21 protein-coding genes and 1 riboswitch are annotated in these 26,582 nt (G+C 33.0%); of the genes, 15 read left to right on the top strand and 6 right to left on the bottom strand.

Annotation, left to right across the window (positions count from 1 at the left end; genetic code table 11):
• Positions 1 to 134: 134 nt before the first annotated feature.
• From MKY04_RS22320 to MKY04_RS18920, 6 genes are all read left to right on the top strand, one after another.
• Positions 135 to 179: an erythromycin resistance leader peptide gene (locus tag MKY04_RS22320; protein ID WP_126293129.1), complete on the top strand. Its 45-nt coding sequence runs from the start codon at positions 135 to 137 to the stop codon at positions 177 to 179.
• 342 nt (positions 180 to 521) lie between these two features.
• Positions 522 to 1,976, top strand: coding sequence for an Msr family ABC-F type ribosomal protection protein (locus tag MKY04_RS18940; protein WP_346234952.1), 1,455 nt, complete (start codon positions 522 to 524; stop codon positions 1,974 to 1,976).
• A gap of 440 nt (positions 1,977 to 2,416) precedes the next feature.
• On the top strand, positions 2,417 to 2,590 hold the full coding sequence (locus MKY04_RS18935) for a hypothetical protein (protein ID WP_185807638.1): 174 nt from the start codon (positions 2,417 to 2,419) through the stop codon (positions 2,588 to 2,590).
• 97 nt (positions 2,591 to 2,687) lie between these two features.
• Positions 2,688 to 2,888, top strand: a complete 201-nt coding sequence (locus MKY04_RS18930) for a hypothetical protein (RefSeq protein WP_346234951.1) — start codon at positions 2,688 to 2,690, stop codon at positions 2,886 to 2,888.
• A 232-nt stretch (positions 2,889 to 3,120) separates the two neighbouring features.
• Complete coding sequence (locus MKY04_RS18925; protein WP_126293076.1) at positions 3,121 to 3,936, top strand: aminoglycoside adenylyltransferase domain-containing protein; 816 nt, start codon at positions 3,121 to 3,123, stop codon at positions 3,934 to 3,936.
• Positions 3,937 to 4,036: 100 nt separating this feature from the next.
• Positions 4,037 to 4,417 carry a hypothetical protein gene (locus tag MKY04_RS18920; RefSeq protein WP_346234950.1) on the top strand — a complete coding sequence of 127 codons (381 nt, stop codon included), beginning with the start codon at positions 4,037 to 4,039 and terminating at the stop codon, positions 4,415 to 4,417.
• 307 nt (positions 4,418 to 4,724) lie between these two features.
• Here the strand turns inward: MKY04_RS18920 and MKY04_RS18915 are convergent, their stop codons facing one another.
• Both MKY04_RS18915 and sstT read right to left on the bottom strand, forming a co-directional pair.
• Positions 4,725 to 5,945 carry an MFS transporter gene (locus MKY04_RS18915; RefSeq protein ID WP_126293078.1) on the bottom strand — a complete coding sequence of 407 codons (1,221 nt, stop codon included), beginning with the start codon at positions 5,943 to 5,945 and terminating at the stop codon, positions 4,725 to 4,727.
• 467 nt (positions 5,946 to 6,412) lie between these two features.
• The gene (sstT, locus tag MKY04_RS18910) at positions 6,413 to 7,633 is read right to left on the bottom strand and encodes a serine/threonine transporter SstT (protein ID WP_126293079.1); all 1,221 of its coding nucleotides are present in this window, start codon (positions 7,631 to 7,633) and stop codon (positions 6,413 to 6,415) included.
• 365 nt (positions 7,634 to 7,998) lie between these two features.
• Between sstT and rlmD the strand changes: the two genes are divergently transcribed.
• On the top strand, positions 7,999 to 9,390 hold the full coding sequence (gene rlmD / locus MKY04_RS18905) for a 23S rRNA (uracil(1939)-C(5))-methyltransferase RlmD (protein ID WP_428833909.1): 1,392 nt from the start codon (positions 7,999 to 8,001) through the stop codon (positions 9,388 to 9,390).
• Positions 9,391 to 9,613: 223 nt separating this feature from the next.
• Positions 9,614 to 11,383: an HNH endonuclease signature motif containing protein gene (locus tag MKY04_RS18900; RefSeq protein WP_346234948.1), complete on the top strand. Its 1,770-nt coding sequence runs from the start codon at positions 9,614 to 9,616 to the stop codon at positions 11,381 to 11,383.
• A 961-nt stretch (positions 11,384 to 12,344) separates the two neighbouring features.
• On the opposite strand, the gene MKY04_RS18895 is transcribed toward MKY04_RS18900, so the two are convergent.
• Both MKY04_RS18895 and MKY04_RS18890 read right to left on the bottom strand, forming a co-directional pair.
• Entirely contained in the window at positions 12,345 to 12,761 is a 417-nt protein-coding gene (locus MKY04_RS18895) for a DUF1284 domain-containing protein (RefSeq protein WP_346234947.1), read from the bottom strand.
• Between the two features lie 243 nt (positions 12,762 to 13,004).
• Positions 13,005 to 14,054 carry a tartrate dehydrogenase gene (locus MKY04_RS18890; protein ID WP_346234946.1) on the bottom strand — a complete coding sequence of 350 codons (1,050 nt, stop codon included), beginning with the start codon at positions 14,052 to 14,054 and terminating at the stop codon, positions 13,005 to 13,007.
• Positions 14,055 to 14,221: 167 nt separating this feature from the next.
• Between MKY04_RS18890 and MKY04_RS18885 the strand changes: the two genes are divergently transcribed.
• Positions 14,222 to 14,983 (top strand): DUF2935 domain-containing protein, encoded by a 762-nt coding sequence (locus MKY04_RS18885; RefSeq protein ID WP_346234945.1) that lies wholly within the window; start codon positions 14,222 to 14,224, stop codon positions 14,981 to 14,983.
• A 46-nt stretch (positions 14,984 to 15,029) separates the two neighbouring features.
• Here MKY04_RS18885 and dapA read toward each other — a convergent pair whose 3' ends face one another.
• On the bottom strand, positions 15,030 to 15,914 hold the full coding sequence (gene dapA / locus MKY04_RS18880; RefSeq protein ID WP_346234944.1) for a 4-hydroxy-tetrahydrodipicolinate synthase: 885 nt from the start codon (positions 15,912 to 15,914) through the stop codon (positions 15,030 to 15,032).
• A 123-nt stretch (positions 15,915 to 16,037) separates the two neighbouring features.
• Positions 16,038 to 16,218: riboswitch (Lysine riboswitch) on the bottom strand.
• Between the two features lie 140 nt (positions 16,219 to 16,358).
• Positions 16,359 to 17,285 (bottom strand): ketopantoate reductase family protein, encoded by a 927-nt coding sequence (locus MKY04_RS18875; protein WP_346234943.1) that lies wholly within the window; start codon positions 17,283 to 17,285, stop codon positions 16,359 to 16,361.
• Between the two features lie 183 nt (positions 17,286 to 17,468).
• Here MKY04_RS18875 and MKY04_RS18870 point away from each other — a divergent pair, with 183 nt between their 5' ends.
• The 6 genes from MKY04_RS18870 to MKY04_RS18845 all read left to right on the top strand — a co-directional run bounded on the left by MKY04_RS18870 (position 17,469) and on the right by MKY04_RS18845 (position 26,402).
• Positions 17,469 to 17,678: an alpha/beta-type small acid-soluble spore protein gene (locus MKY04_RS18870; RefSeq protein WP_126293106.1), complete on the top strand. Its 210-nt coding sequence runs from the start codon at positions 17,469 to 17,471 to the stop codon at positions 17,676 to 17,678.
• Positions 17,679 to 17,895: 217 nt separating this feature from the next.
• The gene (locus MKY04_RS18865) at positions 17,896 to 20,250 is read left to right on the top strand and encodes a bifunctional 2',3'-cyclic-nucleotide 2'-phosphodiesterase/3'-nucleotidase (protein WP_346234942.1); all 2,355 of its coding nucleotides are present in this window, start codon (positions 17,896 to 17,898) and stop codon (positions 20,248 to 20,250) included.
• Between the two features lie 284 nt (positions 20,251 to 20,534).
• Positions 20,535 to 21,392, top strand: coding sequence for an EAL domain-containing protein (locus tag MKY04_RS18860; RefSeq protein WP_126293110.1), 858 nt, complete (start codon positions 20,535 to 20,537; stop codon positions 21,390 to 21,392).
• A 39-nt stretch (positions 21,393 to 21,431) separates the two neighbouring features.
• Positions 21,432 to 22,415, top strand: coding sequence for a GGDEF domain-containing protein (locus MKY04_RS18855; protein WP_126293112.1), 984 nt, complete (start codon positions 21,432 to 21,434; stop codon positions 22,413 to 22,415).
• A 217-nt stretch (positions 22,416 to 22,632) separates the two neighbouring features.
• Entirely contained in the window at positions 22,633 to 23,826 is a 1,194-nt protein-coding gene (locus MKY04_RS18850) for an oligoribonuclease (RefSeq protein ID WP_346234941.1), read from the top strand.
• Positions 23,827 to 23,996: 170 nt separating this feature from the next.
• Positions 23,997 to 26,402, top strand: a complete 2,406-nt coding sequence (locus MKY04_RS18845; RefSeq protein WP_346234940.1) for an EAL domain-containing protein — start codon at positions 23,997 to 23,999, stop codon at positions 26,400 to 26,402.
• Positions 26,403 to 26,582: the final 180 nt, after the last annotated feature.

Genomic DNA, 26,582 nt, shown 5'->3' with positions numbered 1-26,582 from the left:
TAAAAGGGCTTCTCTTTTAGCCCTTTTTATGCATTACTAAACCTTTTTACTATAATGAATTCTGAGTGCTGCTTGATTTTTTCTAAAAGACACACTAAAATGATACTAGATTTATTGAGGAGGGTTATTAAAAAATGACACATTCTATGAGACTTCGTTTCCCAAATTTGAACCAGTAATTAAATACGGTCAAATGCTCTGTTTTTTTTGATGCAGAGTTAAGGGATTAGTCTGTCCTTTTTTAATAATCTTCAAAATACTTGAGGAAAGGTAGATTATTCTGCTTTTCCTTTTTATCTGCCCTTTTTATTTTAAGTGGATTATTTAATGTGGCAGTTATCTAAATATAAATGGAAAATTCCTTTACTCTAAATCACAGGCATTTGTCTGTGATTTTTTTAATAAAAGGCAGGAGGAAAAACCATGCAATTTTTATTATTCTTTTAATACGAGCTTGAATTAGAAGCTCGTATCGATCCTAGCTATCGATACGAAATCACAATATTTCGGAGGTAGCAATAATGGAACAAATTTGTTTTGAATTAGAAAATATAGAAGTTATTTATTTAGATAAAGAAATTTTAAAGATTGACCGATTAGCAGTACATCAATTTGACAGAATCGGTATAGTTGGAAAGAATGGCGCTGGGAAAAGCACATTAGTGAAGTTAATGGCAGGGATTGTTCAGCCAACAAATGGGAAGGTAAAACGCCATGTGGAAAGCGGATATTTTGAGCAACTTGAAGCTCCAAAAGCCCGGGATGCAGATCCAGCCTTACTTGGAAAGTTATCCGTTCCGCAAAATTCTGAGCAGCTAAGCGGTGGAGAACAAACAAGGATGAAGCTGGCACAATTGTTTACTCAATATTACGAAGCTTTACTCATTGATGAGCCTACAACTCACTTAGATCAAGATGGCATTGCATTTTTACTTGAGGAGCTAAAATATTATTATGGAGCACTCATATTAATTAGCCATGACCGTACTGTTCTAGATGAACTCGTAACAACAATTTGGGAAGTACATGAAGGTCAGGTGCGTGTTTATTCAGGGAATTACAGTGATTATATTGTACAAAAGCAGCTAGAGCGCGAGCAGCAGCGTCAAGCTCATGAACAATTCATGAGAGAAAAGATCCGACTCGAAAAAGCGGCACAAGAAAAAATGAAAAAGGCTGAAAAAATTGCTCAAGCAGGAAGTATGTCAAAGAAGGAATCAAAGGCAAAGGCGAATCGCATGTTTGAAACAAAATCTAAAGGCACAAGCCAAAAAGCCGTTCAACGTGCTGCAAAAGCAATCGAGCATCGAATGGAAAGACTTCAAGAAGTGGAGGCTGTACAAGAGGACAAGAAAATTGTGTTCCGTCAGTCTAAAGCTTTAGAACTGCATAATAAATTTCCAATTATGGCAGACCGACTGACACTGCAAATTAATAAAAGAGTATTATTAGAAGAGGTAAGCTTCCAACTGCCGCTTGGATTGAAAATAGCAATTGGAGGTCCAAATGGCTGCGGGAAAAGTACATTACTTCGCCATATTATAAATAATGGTCCAGGGTTAACTATTTCCCCAAAAGCAAAGATCGGTTATTTTCATCAAATGAGTTATCAATTTACAACAGATGAAACAGTCCTACAATTTGTGAAGAATCGTTCCGACTATGATGAAGGTTTATTACGAAGTGTTTTATACTCAATGCAATTTATAGGCACTGATCTACAAAAAAATGTGAAGTTATTAAGTGGAGGAGAAGCAATAAGACTTCAACTTTGTCAATTATTCTTAGGGGATTTTAATATTCTAGTGTTAGATGAACCGACTAACTTTTTAGATATTCATGCAATTGGAGCCTTAGAACAGTTTATGGATGCATACGAAGGAACAATTATTTTTGTTTCCCACGATCAAGCATTCATTAAAAAGGTGGCCGACGTAAAATACTTGATTCATAACAAAAAATTAAAGCAAGAGTAATTTAAGTCAAATCTGTGTAAACAGTCAAAGGTGGCGATGGAAATACTACAGTTTTTTCACCGCCACTATTTTTTTCTTTTAGTTTACAGAGATAATAATTAATGATTCCATTTTTTGTGGGTGAGCAACAACAGGGTTTTTTCGGGTTCACAATGGAACGATATGGTTTTACTAAAATTAAAGATTTTGGCCACTTCATATTAGATGTTGCGGTTGTTTATTAGAAAGTTCTATTTATATATTATTAATTTGGATGGGGTTGTCATTTTTTGTTGTTATTATTGAAGTATTTATTTGACATAAATCAAACAAAAAACTAATTCCATTAAAAGGGCACTTTCCTTTCATTACGGGGAAGATTAAGTGTGTATTATAGGTTTTTTTTGTGGTAAAATTTGGATTGAATTGTGGAAAGTATATAACCAAGTGGAGATTACATAATGGAAATGGGATTAAAAATATTAAGTTTCTTAATTACAATAGCAATTACATTTATAATTTGGAAATCCCCATCAACATGGGAGGAAGAAAAGCCTTCAAAGAAAATGAATAAAAAAATTTGGTTGCTTATTGGAATAGACATAATCCTATTTGTATTAATAATTCTAATATAACTTCACGAATTTTCATTTTTATGCCAGCTAATAAATAAACCTGATTGTGAAGTAAAAGACTACATCTATTGAAATATAGATCTGGGGGAGTTAAAAAATGCAATTATACACAGAGCATTATATTTCTATCTTACTCTTAATTTCATTTGGTTTTTTTTATATTACTACAGCCTTGTTCACAGGAACAAATGAACCATATAGAGATTTGTTAATTACAATTGCAGTTGTCCACTATGTTATGTCGAAACTAATAACTATAAAAACGTACGAAAAAAACAAGAGAAATAAGAGAAATTAAGATGGGAGAAGAGATTAGTCTCTCAGAAAATTAATATCTAACAAAACTCTAAGTATTTAATTTAGAAAGTTATTTCTTAAAAATAAAATTGGATTGTATAAAAAGGTCATACCGTTTTGAAAAAAGATGAACCTGAATTTCTATTCTATAATAAAAGAATTGTTATCAGCTGCCCTTTATAGATAATAGTGACGTATCGTAATGATTAGTTGGTAAATAATGGGAGGATTTTATGGCTTCAAAAATACCTATATCAGTACAAACTATTTTAAGTGAGTATATTTCCTTATTTCATGAACGAATTCCCAATACTCTTGAAGGATTATATTTACACGGTTCAATTGCCCTTAACGCTTATATTAACGGGTCTAGCGATATTGATTTCATTGCAATTGTAAACAGTGATTTAACTGAAAAAGAGGTAAAAGTATTATCTAATATTCATCGAGAATTAAAAAATAAATATAAAAAAACGGGAATGGACGGATGCTATCTCCTTTGGGAAGACATAGGAAAGAAACAAACAGAAACAAAAAAGTGTTTATATGTAAACGAAGGAAAAGTAGGTAGGAGTAATCATGTTATTAATCCGATTACTTGGTGGATTTTAAGAGACAAAGGGATTAGCATTATTGGTCCTGAAATAAAATCGTTCCACTTTGATGTTAATGAAAGTGATCTTGTGGATTACGTACTAAACAATATGAACACTTATTGGTTAAATCGATTAAATACAATTGAAAGGTTTAAAAGAATAGCGTTTTTATTCCCAAATAATCTTGTGGAGCGTGAGGTACAATGGTCTATAACCGGAATTTTACGGCAATTCTATACACTCAGAGAACGTGGAATTATTTCTAAAGTAGATGCAGGTAAATATGCACTTAATTATATACCAGAAAGTTGGCATGCAATCATTAAAGAAGCGATAAGTATTCGAGAAGGATTAAACATACGTTACTGTGATTCTAAGAAACAAAGGATTAATGACACAATACAATGTATGAAATACATAATTAATTATTGTAATAAAATGTATAAGAAATGAAGGAAATACTATGACTTTACCATTTACACTAATGCTGCACTAGTTGCAATTAAGCTAATTGAGCGAGACTAATATATATAGTCCAGGAGATGAGAATAAGTTGAAGAAGTTTTTTATTTTACTTGTATTACTGCCATTGTTAGTAGCATGTCAAGAGAGAGATGAACTCCTTTTTATTGGAAATAGTAAAAACTGGTCAGTAGAATTAGTTGTGAGTGTAATAAATGGTTCTGAAAAAAATCAGCTTGAAATAAGATACAATGGAAATAATTTGAATTCAATTGAATCCTTTGATTATTTTGTTGAAAACAATAGGAGGGAAACTACATTTGGAGCAGAAAAGGTTAACTTAGATAAAGATGGTTCTTACAGAAACAATGCCTTGAGCTCTAATAGCCCTTCAACCAAGTTAGAAGATACTTTTAATATTACAATAAATTGGAATGGTTATAGTGAAATCTTTGAATTGAAGAAGAAATAGCTCTTCTTAAAATTTGTGTATATAAGGGAATACCGGCTGTGTAGATTTCCACCACTAGAATAAATAGCACTAAGTTACACAGTTTCAAGGGAAGTTTGCATTTCTCTAAGAACATCCAGTGCCTTTAACACAAAGTAGAATTATTTTTTCACTAAGACAAGTGATATTCAATTTTCAGACGCAATTGTAGAATTAGCCTTAGACTTTTAAACGACAAGTAGCATGCCTCAAAAATTAACCCCGTTCAAAATTTAGAACGGGGTTAGTCATGTTTTATAACTAGTAATCTAATTAATGGCTATTGAGATTATTCTTTTGAAAGCATGCTTTCTATATTTTTTGCTTTCATATTAAAGAGCGGCAGCATTGCAGTAAGACCGATAACAAAAAGAACCGCGGATGTTTCTACAACAGTAACAATTGAAAATTGCTCCATCATTTTACCGGAGATACTCATTGTTAATACCATTGCCCCAGTGAAAAGCGGGCTCAATGTTCCGTTTACTCTTCCAATAAATTCAGCATCCGTATTTTGCAGAATCATCGTATTGATTCCTATTTGAATACAAGGGAAGAGCAGCCCGCAAGCAAATTGTGCTGCGAGTGTAATTGAAAGGTTAGTGGAAAAGCCGATGATGCTCATTCCGATAGCATTTACAAGCATACCAATCATCAATAATCTTTGTGGAGGCACTTTCTTAGAAAATAAGACAGAAGCAGCTCCCCCCAAGATCATCCCAATACCATTTGCTACTAGAATCCATTGTAAGCTTTCCTTTGCTAATCCTAATCTTTCCGTTACAATAAAAACATTAAGCGGTTGAATCAATCCTAAAGCGAGTCCAGCTGATAAAAAACATAATCCAAGAAGCTTCAATTCTTTTTTTCTCAATACATAACGAATTCCGCTCTTCATTTCATCGAATAATGAAGTTTTCTCCTTATCTGTTTCCATTGAATGATCTTTTGGTATAAAAGCAAGCATTAAAGCTGATAGAAGGAATGCAATGCCGGTAATTGCAATTGATACTTCAATCCCAAATTTCTGATAAACTATTGTACCGACTACAGGACCGAACACCATGAATACCGCAAATATTGTTTGATAAATTGACATAGCTGATTGTATCAGTTCAGCACCTAAATGCATTTTAAAAAGCTTCATACCTGATGGCTGAGAAAATTGCGATAAAATTGCTGAAATCAATGTTACGAAAAAGATAATTTTCCATGATCCAAAATGAAGTGTAACAAGTACAGCAAACACGGATATTGCACTTAAAATATCACACCAAACCATCGTTCTCTTTGGCCGCCAGCGATCGGCAAATGTCCCCCCTATAAAGGAGAAAACGAAGATGGGAACAAATTCAGCGACAGAAATCATAGAGACAGCAAATGGGTCTTCATTCGTCTTCTCCATAACAAATAACAGAATAGCAAAATTTCGAACCCAAATTCCCACTTGTAGAAACAAAGCGGAAAGTAAAATGGCGCGAACGAAACGATTACTTAATAATTGACTCATATTATTCCTCTTCTCTTATATATAAAGTGGATATTCTATCTGGGGTTATATATTAGAAAATAAAAAAGACCTCCTATCCGTCATTTTTTGGATAAGAGGTCTATATAGCCACAGAAAAAGACATAGTATACACCGAATACTAAGCTTACGATGATCCTTTTCTAAAAATTATAGACTAATCCCATTCAAAAAATGACTTCGAAATTTTATAAACGAATGTATTTTTTAGAATAGAATTAGTAAATCATCGCCCCATGGTCACCCTTTCGTGTTTAGTGAGTTAATATTACACTGTATTGGATTATTTTACAAGTGTGAAATTTAAAAGAATTTGTAAAGTTAAGAATCCAGGATTTATATTTATTAATGAAAAAAATCCTAACTCACAAACAAGTGAATTAGGATTTTAATAGTTAATCCGAAAATTTAGCACATCATCAAATGAAAAGTAGAAAGAAAAGTGAAGATTAGATTACTTTCCCTTCCTTACGCTTCTTCGCAATATCAGCAGTTGCAGTAAACAGCACGTCAGAAGATGAATTCAATGCAGTTTCACAAGAGTCCTGCAGTACACTTATGACGAAACCAACACCAATTACTTGCATTGCGATGTCATTTGGAATTCCAAACAAACTACAAGCTAGCGGAATCAATAACAGTGATCCACCGGCAACACCTGAAGCACCGGCAGCAGAAACCGCAGAAAGCACCATTAGAATAATAGATGTCCAAATATCTACTTCGATACCCATCGTATTCGCGGCAGCAAGAGTTAGGACAGAAATTGTCACAGCTGCACCAGCCATATTAATCGTTGCACCTAAAGGAATTGAAACGGAGTATGTATCTTCATCCAACCCTAATTTTTTGCACAATGTCATATTTACTGGAATATTCGCAGCTGAGCTACGAGTAAAGAAGGCAGTCAGACCACTTTCTCTTAAAGTTCTTAATACAAGCGGATAAGGGTTTTGACGTGTAAAGATAAATGAAATAATAGGATTTACAACTAGTGCAACAAAGAACATACAGCCAAGTAATAGTACTAGTAGTTGAACGTATTCCTTTAATGCTGAAAGACCGTTTGTTGAAATTGCATCATAAACTAGACCCATAATTCCAAGTGGTGCTAAATCAATGATCCACTTTACAATATTTGTGATTGCGTCAGAAAAATTAGCTATCACTGTTTTAGTTGTTTCAGCAGCTTTTTTCAGTACCAGCCCAAGAAGGATTGCCCATGTTAAAATCCCGATATAGTTTGCGTTTAATAATGCATTGACTGGGTTGTCCACAATATTAAAAAGTAAAGTTTTAAGTACTTCTAAAATACCGCTAGGGGGTGCAACGTCTTGAGCACCTGTTGAAAGCGATAGGTTAACTGGAAATAGGAAGCTAGCAACAACGCCAACAACACCAGCTAATAATGTACCTAATCCATAAAGGACTAGAATCGTTTTCATATTTGTCTGTTTACCACTTTTATGTTTTGAGATGGCACTCATAACTAGGAATAACACTAATATTGGTGCAATGGCCTTTAAAGCACCAACAAATAAAGAACCGAAAATTGAAACCCATTTTGTAGAATCAGGTATAGTAACTGCCAGTAGAATTCCGACAATCATACCAATTAGTATTCGTTTAACTAAACTAATTTGATTCCACTTAAGCATGATGTTTTTCATGATGTTCCCCCGATGTAATTTAGTAAAATATTCTTTTATAACGTACAAATGTATTGTCCAAAAAGACAGTTTAATCAAAAATAGTTTAACATGGTTTTTTAAATTATGAAACAAGTATTTATATTTAAATATACTATTTTTTAAAAAAATCTGATTGTTTTGAGGATTAAGTATAAATAATCCATTTTCAAACTTGCTAATAAATACTAACAATGATTTGATTTCATATTTATCATTTGTCCTTTATAATGAGATAATGTGTATTACTGGATATGGTAGCTAGATTTATTAATCTATAAAAAACGATATTCTTAAAATATAAAAGAAACTAGGTAGTAAATAAGGAGGAGCAAGAATTGACCATTATGAAACAAGAAAAAATGGTTGTTGAAATAAACAGACTTGATGAAAAAGGTTCGGGGCAAGCTGTCATTTGGCGTGAAAATGAACTTGGAAATCCGAAAAAACTAAGATTTACTATCCCACAAACATTGCCTGGAGAAAAAGTGAGTATTCTTGTGGACGTTGATCAAAAATTCAAAAGAAGAAGAAAGGTAATGGCAGAAGAAATTCTAGAAGCACATCCGCAGCGAATTGGTCCTGCATGCCAGCATTTTGAAAAATGCGGTGGTTGCGTATGGCAGCATTTAGAATATGAAGGGCAGTTGCAAGAAAAAACGAACCATGTGAAACAAGTACTTGAGGCACAGGGATTCGACCCAAGTTTAGTACGCGATACTATGGGGATGGATCAACCTTGGCATTATCGCAATAAAATGGAGTTTACTTTCTCTCCGGAAGGTACGCTTGGTTTGCATGAACAAGGTAACTTCCGAAAAATTATTCCACTTGAAACATGCTTAATTGCAGGGGAAGTAATGGTAGATGCAACGATGGAAGTGGCAAATTGGGCAAAAAACCACCAGCTATCAGGCTATAATAAAGACGCCCATGAAGGGTTGCTTCGCCATTTAATGGTTAGACAATCATTTGCAACAGGGGAAATTATGCTTGCTCTATTTGCAACGGAGGCACCAGCTGATCACCTTGCACAAGCAGCAGAGGATTTAGTTAATCGCATTACAACTAAGTTCCCTCAAGTAAAAAGCTTATTGTGGCTTGAAAATACACAATGGGCAGACCGAACGCAATCAGAAGAAACTCATGTGTTGGCTGGGCGAGACTTTATTTATGATGAGATGGATGGATACCGTTTCCGAGTTTGGTTTGATACATTCTTCCAAACAAATCCAACACAAGCTCAAAAACTTGTTGATTTAGCTGTTGAAATGGGACAGCCAAAGAAAACAGAAAAAATGATCGATCTTTTCTGTGGTGTAGGCACGTTCTCACTACCGTTCGCTAGCAGAGTAGGAGAATTAGTAGGTATTGAAATCGTTGAAACATCGATCGAGTCGGCAAAACGTAATGCAAAGGATAATGACATAGACAATGCATCGTTCTTAGCTAAAGATGCAAGAAAAGGTCTTGATCAAGTATTAGAGTATTTTGGTAGACCAGAACTATTATTATTAGACCCACCACGCTCAGGTGCAGGTGGAAAAGTAATGCGAAGAATCGGCCGTTGCCAGCCAGAACGCATTGTATATGTATCATGCAACCCGGATACTTTTGCAACCGATATTAAGGAGCTTGAACCTTTTGGCTATACATTAAAAACAGTTCAGCCGGTAGATTTATTCCCGCATACGACACATGTAGAGTGTGTGGCATTGCTAACTTTAAATGAAAAATAAGATATGGTTTTGATTTATTTAATAATATAAAAAGGGTGTGTACAGTAATGTACACACCCTTTTTATATGAAAAAGTTCATAATTTTATAACATGTTAAGTTACTTATCATATAATTAGTATTTTGAATTATTTATAAATTCCCAATTTTAATTTAATATTATTGATGAGAGCAAAATATAACCATTTGATTTTGTTCCATAAAATTAATTGGGGTAATATTAAATGCAGAATAATTTAAGAAGAGCAATTTGGAAAGCTCATAATAAAAAGTGTTTTTATTGCGATGAATCTGTCTCAATTAGAGAACTACAGATTGACCACTTTATACCCAAAAGTACTGATAAGGATTTAAAAGAAGAAATATTAAAAGAATTAAACCTAGATAGTAATTTCGACTTTAATGGCTTGAAAAATTTAGTTCCCTCGCATACAACTTGTAATAATAATAGAAAAGGTAAGTATGTTCCAACTGCAAAAAGTTTTTCTGGGGTGCTTGTGATTACTGAAAAACTTATGTCAAAAATATTAAGCATAAAAGAGGAACTTGACCAAGAGGAAAAATATGATGAAAATATTTCAAAAATTGATACGTATATTGAAAAGGGGCATACATCCCCAGAAGATTTATATAATTATTTTAATAAAGACGAGTCCGATTTTGAAGAAGAGGAAAGATTTGAAGGTAATTATGTACGAGTTAGTACCAAAAATGTAATGATTCAATGCTTCTTGCCTAAATTCCCCGAACTTAATGGGTCAATGCTCATTACATTCCGCAGTTTACGTATTAGAGATTGTATGATTACATTTAATCATACAGAAATTGTTAATGAAATATTCCAAGGAATAGGTTCGTTACCAGAAGACAACTATAGAGGATTTATAGTATATAACGATGTTAGTGAAAATAGTACTATGATACAGTTAGGAAATAATCGATTTACTATATCGCTAGATGAAGCAAGGCAATTATGTAAGCTTATTGATAAAATAGCGCCTAAATATATTGATAGTATTAAATCTACTGAAAGCATATTAAAGACACGTGATTATACATATTCAAGGAGTGGGAAATTTAGGATTCTTAAAATATCCCGTTTATTATGGAGAGAAATACTTGAGTTTGCAGCTGAACATGATTATGAAAATGGAACGACAGAATGGCATATTTTCGATGGGAGAGCAAGCTATTTAAAAGTTTATTGCGCAACACCTGAAGAGAGCATAAAGGATTACCGAACATTTATTTATCCAGAATTAGTTGATGATTATCTATGGCAGGATTTCTCATCTTCTGATAATGAAGTTTGGTTATGTTGGGAACCATCTATACTGATTGATAATGAGGATGATATTGAAAAACTTCAAAATAATATCGTTTGGAGTGCAGAGTATACCTATAATTGGTTGACTAAGTGTTTAATCCCAACTGTTACTATGTATAGTAGAAACAAAGATAAGTCTGTTATGAGGAGGTTTGGTCAGAAGGAAAAATTCCCTTCGCCATTTGATAATTCTAAATTTACCAAAAGTCAAACATCTCCCCAATTACTATCCGATTTTAATAATATAAAGTCTCTAAGCAAATGGGTACGTAAAGTGCAAAGTTTTTTTGCAGTTCATTCAAAGCATTACTTATCTGTTCATGCTATTAAAGGTGTATTTGAATCTATTTTGGTTTGCCTGAAACTTTGTAAAATAGATATTGAAACTTTAGAATATATCAGTGGAAAAATTAGTGGAAATGATTCAGTCGAATCGGTTATAACAAGTGTTGAAGAAAAAGTAAAAGAATTAAATAATAAAAAAGGGGTTAATGGAAGTAATTTAGAATATGCATTGAGACCACTAATCGCCTTACTCGAAGAAGGCGATTATAAAGAACAGAATGAGGTAATGCTAATTAATGTTCTGGGTTCTTTCCTAGAAGTACTTCAAAAAGAATATATTGAACTCTTAGATTTGGAAAGAGCAAGATTGTTATCGAAATAAATAACTTAGAAATATGCGGTATAAAAATAAAAGGTGACGTTATCGTTACCTTTTTTTGAGTATCTAATGAATTGGTTTTTATATGCCTATCTTCCTTCAAATAAAGGCATTTCAATTTTATTTTTCTATTATACTAATACATACTATTTATGATAGGTTGTTTATATTTTATTCATAGGATAATGACGTACTAACAATAATTTTCTAGGAAAATAGGGGTTTGAAACCCCACAAGCAGAAGCAGCAGGGTTCACCTACACCCAAGACCAACAAGAAGCTTTAAGCTACATCAACTCAATTCGGAAACAAATGGGGTTATCACAAGTAACACTAGACCCATTCTTACCAGAAGCAGCACAGAACCATGCGAATTACGAAAAGCTAATGGTACTGCTTTCGGTCATGATGAAGTAAAAGGAAGTACAGGTTACACAGGTAGTACACCTGCCGAAAGGTTAGATGCACTTGGTTATACTCAAACTGGTGTAAATGGAGAAGTTATATCTCCTGCAGCAAAAACAGTTAAAATAGGCTTAGAAGATTTACTATATGCACCTTATCATAGAGCTATCCTTATACAACAAGACTTAGACACAGTAAGAGTGGAGTACTCAGGAAGTAGTTTAGTTATTACAACTTCAAGTGATAGTCGAATATCTTCTGAATATAATAAAGGGGAGATTTAGTTCAAGGACGTTCTAAAGTGAACAAAACAGTAAATTATTTCATCAAGAGAAAGGATATAAAAAACGTATTAAAACTGATGAAAACGATTGGATTTATTGCCGAAATACTCATCAATTTTAAAAATCCATTACTAATGGGGGTTTAATTCGCTCCCCTTTAATTTTATCAATATTAAAACAGTTTACACATGTTGAGTGTGTGGCATTGCTGGAAAAATTATAAATTGTAGAAAAGCTCGTTTAAATCGTTTATGATTTAACGAGTTTTTTTGTTTTTATTCAACTTTCCACAAGCCTTTTCCACCATGAATCCTTTCAATACCTTGTTCACAAACCCCATAGGAACGCCATGAGCATGTTTCGCAAATAGAATGTATATCAGTGGGGATAACATGTTTACGTACGCGTGATTCAATTTCTTCCCATTTTAGAATTTGACCGATTTTAAGGTCCATTTTCTCTAAGATAACAGCATCTCTTTCGTAAATATTTTGATCCTGGCAATGGTATTCACCAGAGTTGGGATACTTTTCACACAACTGGTCAGGACCTTTTACAAGCTGAACTAAAGTATTTGGATTACTTTTCAAAGTTTGATGAATATGCGTCATATTTTTAACATATTCCTCCGAATACCCCATTCCTCGGTAACCTAGAAGACAAAATAGATGATGACCACGTAGCTTATACATAAACACTTCCACCCAATCTAAAAAATAGTAGGTTAACTAATTCTATAATAAGGTTAACTATATTGATATCATAACATATAGGCAGAGTGTAAAAATAGAGAGTTTATGGAAAAATTGTAAAACATGATTTAACAGTATTCTTCTATTTCTAGAGCGTTTTTTCTGAGATAGTAAATTATCATAAATGGATTATAAAATAATAAATCCTAACTCAAAGATTCAAGAGTTAGGATTTTACTTTTATTAAAGGTTACCAATGATTGAATTTTTCACTTCTGCAAGAGTAGCAGTGCCGCCTAAATCACCTGTTTTAACACCGGATGCTAATGTCTTTTCAATCGCATTTAATACTCGTGTTCCAGCTTCGTAATGACCTAGGAAATCAAGCATCATTTTTCCAGTCCAAATTTGCCCAATTGGATTGGCAATTCCAAGTCCAGCAATATCAGGAGCTGAGCCGTGTACAGGTTCAAACATCGATGGATATTCACGCTCAATATTTAAGTTTGCAGCAGGGGCAATTCCGATACTTCCCATAATTGCGCCTCCTAAGTCTGTTAAAATATCGCCAAATAAATTTGAAGCAACGATAATATCAAAAGCTTGTGGCTTCATAACAAAAAAGGCAGCCAAGGCATCGATATGATTTACTGCTGTATCAATATCAGGATAATCCTTTTTCACTTCTTCAAATACTTCATCCCAAAATGGCATTGAATAAGTGAGACCGTTTGATTTTGTTGCGCTTGTTACATGCTTATTTGAATTTTTTGCTAGTTCGAAGGCGTAACGCATTGCGCGCTCAGTTCCTTTACGGGTAAAAATTGCATTTTGAATGGCAATCTCATCTGCCCCATTATGGATTCGGCCGCCACTATCTGAATATTCACCTTCAGAATTTTCTCGGACAACTGTTATATCAAAATTTTGAGGGTTTTTAAGCGGTGACTCTAATCCTGCTAAAAGCTTTGCTGGTCTAACATTAATAGACTGTTTTAAGCCTCGACGAATCTTTATAAGTAAGCCCCAAAGAGAAATATGATCGGGTACTATATTTGGCATTCCAACTGCACCTAAAAAAATTTGATCGTATTGCTTTAATGTTTCTATTCCATCTTCTGGCATCATTTCTCCATGCTCTAAATAGTAATCACATCCCCAAGGAAAATATGTCCATTCAAATTGAAAGCTTCCATCAAGCTTTGCAACAGTATCTAGCACTTCAATTGCTGCAGGTACAACTTCTTTTCCAATGCCGTCTCCCTCAATGACAGCTATTTTATATGTATTCATTATTCAAACACCCCTGTTTATAGAATTTTCAATTTATTTAACTATAACATAATTTAGCAAATAGTTTCGATAAACTTTATTAAGATAGTATTTTCAAGGTTCACTAATATTTTTTAAATATGTCGAATAAAGTGGTAAAAGAGAAAACCAAAGGAGATGATACAGGCTTGGACAATTATTTAAAAAGTGCTGTTTTTGAACACAGGTTTTGGCTTCAGGTGCTAGGAGACCATTCTCGTTTTATTCATGATTCACTATATCCCTCTGAAAAGGAGGATATTGCGAAGGCTAATTATTTTATTCAACATTTTGATAATCTTCTTTCGCAAGTTGATGAGATAAACACATCTAATGCAATTGCTTTTGCGGAAAATGTTGAAGCCCTAGTTAGTCAATTGAAAGAATTTAAGCTATCTATCATAAAACGTCATTTATTAAGTCAAATGAATATCCATCTTACACCAACCTTTATCAATCATATGGTAAATGAATTAGAGGAGTATCAACGAGTTCTAAATTATCTTAAAGCAGGAAAAGTTCCTCCAATTTTTCATGAATTACATCATCATTTACTTTGGCTGGCAGATGCAGCAGGCCATGCGGGAGCAATTGACGTACGAATGGATGATGTAGAAAAAAGACTAAAGGAAAAAAGTCAAAACTTTACCAAACACTTTGAACAATTTTATTTAAAGGCAGTAGAATTAACTGGTTATCTTCGCTCGAATGTGAAGAAATTCCCAGCACTAAATAAATTTAATAATGATGTAGAAATTGAAATAGAGCTGTTTAAAACGTTTTTGAAAGAACTAGAAGAATTAGAATTAAGTGCTGAAGTGCTAGGTATATTTTCTGCCTCAATGGCTGATCACATGTTAAGAGAAGAACAATATTACTTAATGAAACTAGCTCAGTCAGCAAGTGTATAAAAATTAAAAAAAGAGCGCATTAATTTAAGGCGCTCTTTAAATTTTATTATAAATTCACTTTCTCAAATGTATTTAAAACATTTCGCAATGTATTTAATTCTTCCTCTTCTAAAGGAATCATCGGCAAACGTACACCGCCAACTGGAATTCCATTTAGATTAAGTGCAGCTTTTACAGATGTTGGGTTAGGTGTAGCAAATAAAATTTTCATTACAGGCAATAATCTGCGATGGTCCCGAGCTGCTTCTTGAACATTTCCGATTTGGAATTTCTTAATCATTTCCTGCATTTCATTGCCGATAATGTGGGAAGCAACTGAAATAACTCCTGCTCCACCTATTGATAGTACAGGGATTGTTAAACCGTCGTCGCCACTATATAGGGAGAAATCGTCTGGCGTTTTTTCAATCATTTCAGCCATTGCATCTAAATTACCGCTTGCTTCTTTTATTGCAACGATATTTTTAATTTCGGAAAGGCGGACAACTGTATCAACAGATAAGCTGACAGCACTGCGACCAGGAACATTATATAAAATAATTGGTAATGAAGTTTCTTCAGCGATTGCTTTGAAGTGTTGGTATAAACCTTCTTGTGATGGTTTGTTATAGTATGGTGCAACAAGCATAACGCCATCCACACCTGCATTTTCTGCATGCTTTGTTAATTCGATTGAAGCTTTAGTATTATAAGAACCGGTGCCAGCGATGACTGGAACTCTTCCATCTACAACGTCAACTGCAAATTTAAATAGCTCGACTTTTTCTTCTTCAGTCAGTGTTGGAGACTCTCCAGTTGTACCTGAAATAACTAATCCATCAGTACCATTTGCAATTAAATAGTTAATTAAGTTTTTTGTAGCTGGAAAATCAATTTCACCATTTTGATCAAAAGGGGTTACCATAGCAGTTAAAATTTTACCGAAATTCATTTCTTCTCCACATCCTTAATAAATTTTTATTAAAAAATAGAGGGAGAAGGGCGTTAAGTTAAGTAAACGCAAAAAAGCAACAACGAGGGCTCGTTGCTGCTAAGAAATAAAATTCATTTCTTTGCGTAAGATAGCCCTCCATATAGTTTCCTATATGACAGTCCTGCATTTATTCAACAACAGAACCAGCCTTAAGAAGAATGAGATTCTTAAAAGCTTCGGCAAATTCCCCTTTCCACAATTGTCGTAGGACCTCATTATCCTCAAATTGTGTACTGATGGTCTTTGCTCCTCTATCCTTACTTCAAAAGATCTTGAAATAAGTGAATATTTAATTAACCAGAATAATACATGTTTTTGATTGGAAATTCAAGACTTTTCCTAAGAATTAATAAAATTAATTCTGATTGAAGATAAACTAACGGTTTTCGAGCTAGTCATTAGCTAAAAGTTAGCATACGAACTTTCAATCAGCTGAAATTGATCGTATAACATCTTGTTAACAGGTGTTGAAATACCGTGTTTTTTTCCTAATCTTAATACAGTCCCAGAAAAGAGTTCGACTTCGCTTTGTCGTTTGGCATCAACATCTTGTGCCATTGAAGGTTTTCCGTCTGGACTCAAAGTTCCAAGTACATTTAACCAATAGTGTAAATCCTTTTCGGTTAAAGAAACGCCTTCTTTCTCAGATAAAGCAATGACTTCCCGCATCGCTGCAATCATTGTATTTCTTGCTTCGCCATCTCTTTGAACTTCACCATAATTACTTTTATAGACGGCAACTGTTTGATTTACGCCGACATTTAACATAAACTTGCCCCATAACCTATGAAGCATATTTGTATCTATTTCATGTGGAAGCTCAACTCGAGTGAAAAAATCAGCCACACTTTTAACTTTTTCTGAAACAATGCCAGCTTCTTTTTCTCCGAAGCATAGTAATCCTTTGTTAGCATATGTTAGTTTATTTTCTATTTTTACGGCGTCCATTCCTTGTGCTACACAATATAATATTTTTTCCATTCCATATGTTTGACCAATTATTTCCTCGCTGCTAATGCCATTTAATGCGGATAATATAATTGTATTATGTCCAACATGATATTTAACTGATTCAATTGCTTCTTGTAAACCATCAAATTTCACAGTGAAAAGAAGTAAATCAGCTGGTTCGCAATTTTCCTCAGGCGTAATAAAATTAAAATTACAGCGTTCACCATTGCAAAAAATTCCAGTTTTTTTATAGCGTGCAATTCGATTTGAATCAGCGATAATTCTTAAATTTTCCTTTGGCATAATTTTTGATAGATGGTGGCCATATAAGGTACCTAATGCACCTAATCCAATAATCGATACGGTTTTTATTACCATAAACAAACCCTTTCCTTTAAATATCTATAATAGAAAAAAATCTAATCTTATGAATTTAGTGTATCAAAAAGCTGCTCAAGGAGAAAAAGGGATATTGATACTTGCCAGGAACTATTATCATCTATATATAACGTATTAAAAAATCTTCCTTGAACATTCTAATGTCACAAGGAGGTGAGAGAAATGGCTTCTAATAACAGAAGTTCAAATAAACTAGTATTTCCAGGTGCTCAAGCTGCAGTTGACCAAATGAAGTATGAAATTGCACGAGAATTTGGTGTAAACCTTGGACCAGAAGATGCTTCACGTGCAAATGGTTCGGTCGGTGGTGAAATTACAAAACGTCTTGTACAAATGGCTGAATCTCAATTAAAAGGAAGATCAGGACAATAATATAAAAGTGACTAGAGGCTGAAACAAGAAGGAAAATTTTTTGTTTCAGCCTTTAAATTTCCTCGAATATATCCTCATTTTCAGCTAATAAAATCTCCAAAAATATTAAATTCATGTTAATTTTACATAATTTTCATCAAGTTACTATATTTATATTCTATTTTTTGATAAAATAGAAGTTGTTTGAAAATTCTTTATAATGGAGGAATGAGAATATATGTGGAAAAAGGTTTCAGCTTCTGCACTTGCATTATCGCTTGCAGTAACCGGTTTTGCTAATGTAGATCAAACAAATGCTGCAGCCAACGAGGTAACTCGTGGTGAGTATGTAAAAGCAGTAATTGATGCAATGGGAGTAAAATTAGGTACAGGTGCAACTATTAAATTTGAGGATGTTCCAGATTCATTAAAACCTTATATTGAAAAAGCAATCGAATTAAAATTAGTTTCTGGAAAAACAGAAACACAATTTGCCCCAAATGAAAAAATTACTCGTGAAGAAGCAGTTGTTATTGTAGCAAATGCCGTTCAAAGCAATGAAACTTTTTCAGAGGATGTTTTAAACCAATTTAAAGATAATCAAGAGATTAAAGAAGAAAACCGTGATGAGATGGCTAAAGCAGTTGGATTAGGCATTTTAACAGGTTATGAAGATAAAACGATTAAACCAACTAATGTTTTATCTTATAAACATTTAGATAAAATTTTAGAGCGTTTCCTTGAAGACTATAAACCAGCTGAGTCAAATACAACAGTATCACTTCGTATTTTAGGAACGTCAGATATTCATACAAATATTATGAACTATGACTATTATAAAGATACTGAATCTAACAGTTTAGGATTAGTAAAAACAGCAACATTAATAAAACAAGCACAAAAAGAAAATAGCAATTCATTATTATTCGATAATGGAGATGCAATTCAAGGAACACCACTTGGTTCCTATAAACAAGCAATTGATGTATTAGAAGATGGTGAAGAACATCCATCTATTACAGCCATGGAGCTGCTAGGTTATGATGCTGCAACACTAGGAAACCATGAATTCAACTATGGTTTAGATTACTTAGATGAAGTAGTTGATGATGCGGACTTCCCATATGTAAATGCGAATATTCGTGATGCAAATACAAAAGATTATAAATACACACCTTATGTACTAATTGATAAAGAAGTTGTTGATTCAACAGGCAAAACAACAACAATTAAAGTCGGTGTTACAGGAATTGTACCTCCGCAAATTTTAAACTGGGACAAGTCTAATTTATTTGGAAAAGTAACTGTAGATGATTCAGTTGAAGCAGTTGAAAAAGTTGTTCCAGAAATCCAGCAAGCAGGAGCAGACGTTATTGTAGTGCTTTCACATTCTGGCTTTGGTGATGCAACACACGAAGCAGGCGAAGAAGATGTAACATATCTACTTACAAAGGTTGAAGGTGTAGATGCAATTATTACTGGCCACGCACATGGTGTATTCCCGGGTGAGGTTGATGCATCTTTAACAGGTGTTGATGCTGAAAAAGGTACAATGAATGGTGTGCCAGTTGTGATGCCAGGAAAATACGGCAGCCATTTAGGTGTTATTGACTTAACACTTGAACAGCAAGGTGAAGATTGGGAAGTAGTAGCTGGTACAGGTGAAGTACGTGAAATTGCAGAAGATGCTTCTGATGTAGATGCAACTATTGCCGCAGCAGTAAAAGAAGCTCATGAAGGAACAATTGAGTATGTTCGTGAAGCAGTAGGTGAAACAACAGCTGATATTCATAGTTACTTCTCACAAGTACAAGATGATCCTTCCATCCAAATCGTTACAGATGCACAAAAGGCTTATGTACAAGGCAAAATTAAAGGTACTGAATTTGAAAGTCTTCCAGTTCTTTCAGCAGGTGCACCATTTAAAGCCGGTACGCGCAGCGACCCTGAGTACTATACATTTGTACCAAAAGGCCAATTGGCAATTAAAAACGTAGCTGATTTATATTTATATGATAATACGCTTGCTATTTTAAAAGTTACTGGTGCAGATGTAAAAGAATGGCTTGAAATGTCAGCAGGTCAATTCAATCAAATTGATGGAAATAGCACTGCTGAGCAACAATTAATCAATTCTGATTTCCGTTCATATAACTATGATGTTATTGATGGAGTAACATATGAAATCGATGTAACACAGCCAGCAAAATATGATGCAAGCGGTAATGTTGTAAATGAAGATGCAGAGCGTATTGTAAACTTACAATTTAACGGTGAACCAATTGATTTAGAACAGGAATTTATTGTTGCGACAAACAACTATCGTGCAAATGGTACATTCCCAGGTGTTCGTAATGCAACATATGTAGAAATCTATCCAGATGAAAATCGTCAAGCGATTATTGACTATATCATTGAAAACAAAACAATCGATCCATCTGCTGACGGCAACTGGAAATTTGCAGAGCTTCCAGCAAACGTTAATGTTGTATTTGAATCATCTAAAAAAGCGGTTGAAGTTATTCCAGAAGGCAGCAATATCGAATACGTTGGCGATGGTACAGACGGATTTGGTAAATATTCATTAAAATAATTAATTTAACGACTTAGTAATTTTACAAGTTGTTATAAATAATTTAAAAGGGGCGTCCAGCTATTTGGAACGCCCCTTTATACGTTTAGTCATAGTTAACTACAAGAAAATCGTACTATATAAACTAAGTTTGGATGAGTGAATTTAGAGTTTTTTGATATGAAAGACTTAGTAAAACTTGCTTATTAGGGCTTCAATTTACAAATGGTTAATAATTTATTAATAGTGCATTAATAACGTTGGTATAAAATGGGTAATAATACCCCTATTTATAAGGAGTCGCTATGAATTCAGTACCATATACAAGAGAAACCTCATTTAATATATTCTCTTATCTAAAATATTTATTTAATAAAAGACATGATGATATGCTGTACTACAAAAGATATACTGAATTAAAAAAAATAATGATGGAAGAGTCGCTAGAAACTTTTTTTCAGCCTATTATAAATCTGCAAACGGGGAAAACTTTTGGATTTGAAGCTTTAAATCGTCCAGGACAATCTCAATATTTTTCCAGTGTAGATCATTTTTATGAATTTGTTGGACAAACCGATATGGTATTTGAGTTTGAGAAGTTTTGCAGAAATTTATCATTAAAAAGATATATATCTAGATTAAATACTGAATTAGCAAATGAAAATTTTACACTATTTATTAATATTCATCCACATGTTTTGCTGGATAAAAACTATCATTATGGAGATACGTTGCAATCGTTAAATGTAATAGGAATTCAACCTGAACAGGTTGTATTCGAACTTACCGAGCGTAGTGCCGTAACAGATTTTCAAGAATTCGAACGAGTACTTTCTCATTATCGTTCTCAAGGGTATCGTATAGCAATTGATGACGTAGGCTCGGGCTATAATAGTCTAAAAACTTTAATTTTCTTAAAACCTGAATTTATTAAATTAGATAGATCCTTAATCCACCACATTGATAGTAGTGCTCCAGGTCAACAGCTCGTATCACTAATTTATGACTATGCGGAGCAATCAAATACAAAAATAATTGCAGAAGGGATTGAAAGAGTCGAGGAAATAAAATATTTACAAACTGTAGGAATCCATTATGCTCAAGGTTATGCTATAGGTAGACCAAATAGAGAGATTACGGTTGGTAAAATACCAAGTCTATAGAAATTGTATGTAAAATCGATGCAAATAGGTGAGAAAATGATGACGAAAACAGAGGAAGTAGTGTCAAATATAGGTAGGATTGTGAAAACAGTACCCTATATTTCCCCATCGTTAAAAAATAAAGAAGTAGATAAATTATTTACTGAAAACCCGAATTTACGAGGAATTGTAGTCGTGCATCATGAAAAACCCATTGCTCATATTACAAGAACACATTTCTATCAAAAGATTGGGACTTTGTATGGTTATAATTTGTATATGGGCAGAGAAAGTAATTTGCTGGCAAAAACAAGCCCTCTAATTGTAGATTATTTTCAACCAATAACGGAAGTTAGTAAATTAGCGATGGAAAGAAAAGAAGAAGATTTATATGACGATGTTATTGTTACAAAAGATGATAAATTTGTTGGTGTTGTAAGTATTCGAGCCCTATTGATGGAATTTGTTGATATACAGGTACAAATCGCCAGCTTCCTAAACCCACTTAGTAAATTGCCAGGGAATCATTTAATTGATAAACAATTGAGTGAAATTATTTATCTTGAAAAATATAGCATTATTTATTTTGATTTAGATCATTTTAAAACATACAATGATTTGTATGGTTTTAATAAAGGAGATAAAGTACTCCTTTTTTTAACGGATATTTTAAAAAGAAATGTAGCACAGAATGGTTATTTTTTAGGGCATATAGGTGGAGACGATTTTATGGCTATTCTTCCTCATTATGAAGTAGAGTCAATCTGTCTAAATATTATTGAAGAATTTGATAGGAAGATTCCGAATTTTTATGAGGAAAAACATTTAAAGGACCCGACCTTCCGAGTGAAGGGAAGATCTGGAAATCTAGAAAAATTTACAATTATGACGTTATCAATAGCTGTTTTAACGAATGAAAACCAGCGTTTTGAAAAAATCGAGGATCTTTCAAATGCTGTGGCATCGATTAAACGAAATTGCAAAAAGGTGAAGGCTAGTTGTTACCTTGTGAATAAATATGATTATATCCCAAAAACTGTATAAAATATATTATCGGATGAGTAGGCGAAGCTAATTTCTCATTCGATTTTTTATTTATACTCCTTTGTTATGGATAAGATAATATTGAACTGCACCGACACCAAAATCCAAATAAGAATGGAACGGAACTTTGAAATAATACTTCGAATTGTACTTTAGAATTTTTCACAGCATCAATAATTTTTAAGTAATCATTCATACTACACTAGAGGTGAAGAAAATGTATAAGCTGTTAACACATAATGATTTAGATGGAGTTGGGTGTGGAATTTTAGCAAAACTTGCTTTTGGGCAGGAAGTAAAGGTGCGTTATAATTCAATATCTTCTCTTAACCGTGAAATTGAGTTTTTTTTAGAAAATGATCCGCCAGATACGTTTTTATTTATTACCGACTTATCACCAAATGAGGAAAATGAAAAAAAGCTAGAAGATTATTTTAAGGAAATCGGAAATATTCAGCTGCTTGATCATCATAAAACGGCTATGCACTTAAATGATTATGAGTGGGGGCTTGTTTTAGTTGAGGATGAAGAAGGCAACTTAACATCGGCTACTTCGCTATTTTATGAATTTCTTGTATCACAAAACCTTTTAAAGCCTACTAATGCTATTTCGGAATTTGTAGAGCTTGTGCGTCAATACGATACATGGGAGTGGGAAAAGAATGAAAATCATAAAGCACATGCTCTAAATTCACTCTTTTTTTTAGTGTCAATTGATGAATTTGAAGAAAAAATGATTGAACGATTGACTACGAGTGATGAATTTGATTTTGATGAATTTGAAAAAAAACTGCTTAATATGGAAGAAGATAAAATTGAGAGGTATATTCGCAGGAAAAAACGTGAAATTGTTCAAGCAGAGATTGGTGACTATTTTGCGGGGGTTATTTACGCGGAATCCTACCACTCTGAAGTAGGTAATGAGTTAGGAAAAGAGTATGACCATTTGGATTATATAGCTATTTTAAATATGGGAAGCAAAAAAATTTCTTTTCGTACCATTCATGACCATGTAGATGTTTCAGAAATTGCAGGCATATTTGGTGGAGGTGGTCACCAAAAGGCGTCTGGCTGTACATTAACAGATGAAGCTTATAAACAGTATGTATTAGATACATTTCATTTAGATCCTCTACAGGAGGATGCAAAAAGAAACCGTTATAACATAAAACAATCTTCTTTTGGTTCGTTGTATAAAAATCGTAATGAAGATATTTTTCTTATTTATTTAAAATCAGATGAACATTGGGTAATTGAAAAAAATAAAGTTGCTCTTGAACAAACTTATACTAGCTTTGAGCAAGCTGAACGATTTTTAAAACGCAATTTCGAAGCTTGGCTAGTAAGGGACGACGTTTTTGTGGAGTATTTAATGAATGAAATCGAAAAGTTGAGTAATAAAGAGGAATAGAAATAGTTATTTTATACTAGTTATAAAAAGTGCTTATTTAAGCACTTTTTATAATTTTAAAATTAAAATTATAGACAAAAGGTGTATAATTAATGAATGTTTTATATGTCATTTGTAATGTGAATAAAGTAAAATATTAATAATATTATTGGAAATTAAGAGAGGCAATTATGGATAGGCAAATGAAGAGGCAACTCGATACGTTAGATCAATTATTAAAATTATTTAGTAAACAAAAAGATTGTATAGTAGTTATTAATAATTTAGGAAACATTTTATATTTGAATGCAAATGCAGAAAGGATGTTTTTTGCCACAAGTAATCATGTTGTTGGAATGTCTATCAATACTCTTATCCTAAATTATAACCACCTAGAGAATACAAATAGGCAAAAACATCAATTATATATAGCTATTAAGGAATCTAAAAATCACTTTTGGATAGATATACAAACTTATACATTTACTTCTGGGGATGAGCAATTCCAAGTATTGCTTATAAATGATGTGCACGATAATAAAAGTGAATCAGAATTAATAAAACAAATGAAGATTGAATTTCTTAATAAAATGCAAAATCTAAAAAACGGTTTTTTTTCAATGGCAAAAAATGAAGAAGGTAGCATTATCTATACTATGGCTATAGGTAAACTGTTTGAGGAAATAGGAGTTATAACCTCAACACTTTATAGAAAAACGCCCTTTGAGGTTTTCCCAAGAGAGCTGGCATTTTATAAACAATATCATTATGAGAAAGCATTCGAAGGGAAACGCACAAATTATGAAGTTGAATTTAATGGTAGACAAGTATATGTAGATATTACCCCTATTGTAAATGAAGGTGAAGTATCTGAGATTGTTGCTTCTGTAAATGATATTACAGAATTAAGATCAACGCAAAAAGAGCTTCAAATCAATCAAGGACAATTCCAATCCTTGTTTAAATTTAGTCAAGACTACATCATTGTTTTTAATACAGATTCACAAATTATAGATATGAATCCACGTACTTTTGAATTATTTGGACTTTCGAGTGATGATATTAAAAATAATCAAATAAGGAAACAAATCGTTGAAAGTTATTTAGGAGATATTGGTGATTATTTTGAAAAAGCAGTACAAGGAAACGTACAAAATTTTGAAATAAATATAGTAAATAAAAATAACGATAAATTATATTTTAATATAACATTAATCCCTATCATTATCGATAATCGAATTAGAGGTATATATTTAATTGGCAAGGATATTTCTGAACAAAAATACATCCAGGAGACTAATGCATATTTAGCAGATCATGATGAACTTACTAATATTGCTAATAGGAGAGGTATAGAAAAGAAAGTAAACAGAGCCTTACAAAATGCAAAAAACAATAAAATGCAACTAGCGATATTATTAATCGATTTAGATCGCTTTAAATCTATTAATGATACGCTTGGACATATGATTGGTGACCAACTCCTCAAGCAAATTGCTGAACGATTATTAAGTTGTCTTGATAATGAAAAGCAATATGCTGCCCGAATGGGTGGAGATGAATTTATGATTCTTTGTCAGGATGTTGCTTCCTGTGATGAGGTAATTACAATAGCAGAGAAGATATTACAGAGTTTTGTATCACCATTTTTTATTCAAGATTTTGAATTGCTAATTTCTACAAGCATCGGGATTAGTATCTATCCAACAGGCGGAAATGATCTTGTTGAATTAATGAAAAAAGCTGATATTGCTCTTTATAATGCAAAAGAGTTAGGCCGTAATATGTATCAAATTTATGATCAATCAATGAGTAAAAGGAGTTATCAGTCCTTTTTTTTAGAGAGAGATTTAAGAAAAGCAATCTTTAATAATGAGTTTATAGTGTATTTACAACCGCGTGTTGATGCATTAACAGGAAAAATAATAAGTGCCGAGGCTTTAATACGTTGGGAGCATCCAGAAATCGGGTTAGTTTCTCCAGGCGATTTTATTCCACTTGCTGAAGAAACTGGTCTTATCATTCCGATTGGGAAATGGATGAAGCGAAAAGTTTGTGAACTCCTTGTTGCATGGAGAAAAGCAGGGTTGCGACTAATACCGATTAGTGTGAATATTAGTTCTCAACGCTTTTTACAAAAAAGTTTTTCTAAGGATATTTTGGATTTGTTAAATGAATATAATCTTGATGGTGAATGGCTCGAAATAGAAATTACTGAAAATTCAATTATGAGAAACGAAGAAAATGTACAAAAAACCTTGATGGAACTAAAGGAACTTGGAGTTAAAATTTATATAGATGATTTTGGTACGGGTTACTCTTCTTTCAATTATTTAAAAACATTTCAGCTTGATGGAGTCAAAATTGATCGTTCTTTTATTCAGAATATTTCTTCTGAATCAGAGAATGCCAGTATTACTACAGCAATGATAAAAATGGCGCAGCATCTAAAAATGGAGGTTATCGCTGAAGGTGTTGAGACAAAGGGAGAATTAGACTATTTACTAGAACAAAGCTGTCATCAAATTCAAGGCTTCTATTTTGGTAAACCTTGTCCAATTAAAGAATTTGAACGGAAATATTTGATAAATACATAGAAAATATTAAAAAGTGCGTGTCCTATTTTAAGGATTCGCACTTTTTAGCATAAGTAAATTAAAGAATACCTCAATTTAGCACATGTCTAGCTATTCCGCTCTGGCTTCCTCTAATAATCCAAAAAATTGAAAACAAATAGATCTATCATATATTATGAGTTTAAAACATGTATTAATTTA

It is taken from the genome of Lysinibacillus telephonicus, assembly GCF_039654155.1.
In the GTDB taxonomy this organism is placed as follows: Bacteria; Bacillota; Bacilli; order Bacillales_A; family Planococcaceae; genus Ureibacillus; species Ureibacillus telephonicus.
This window is presented reverse-complemented; position numbering and strand designations above follow the sequence as displayed.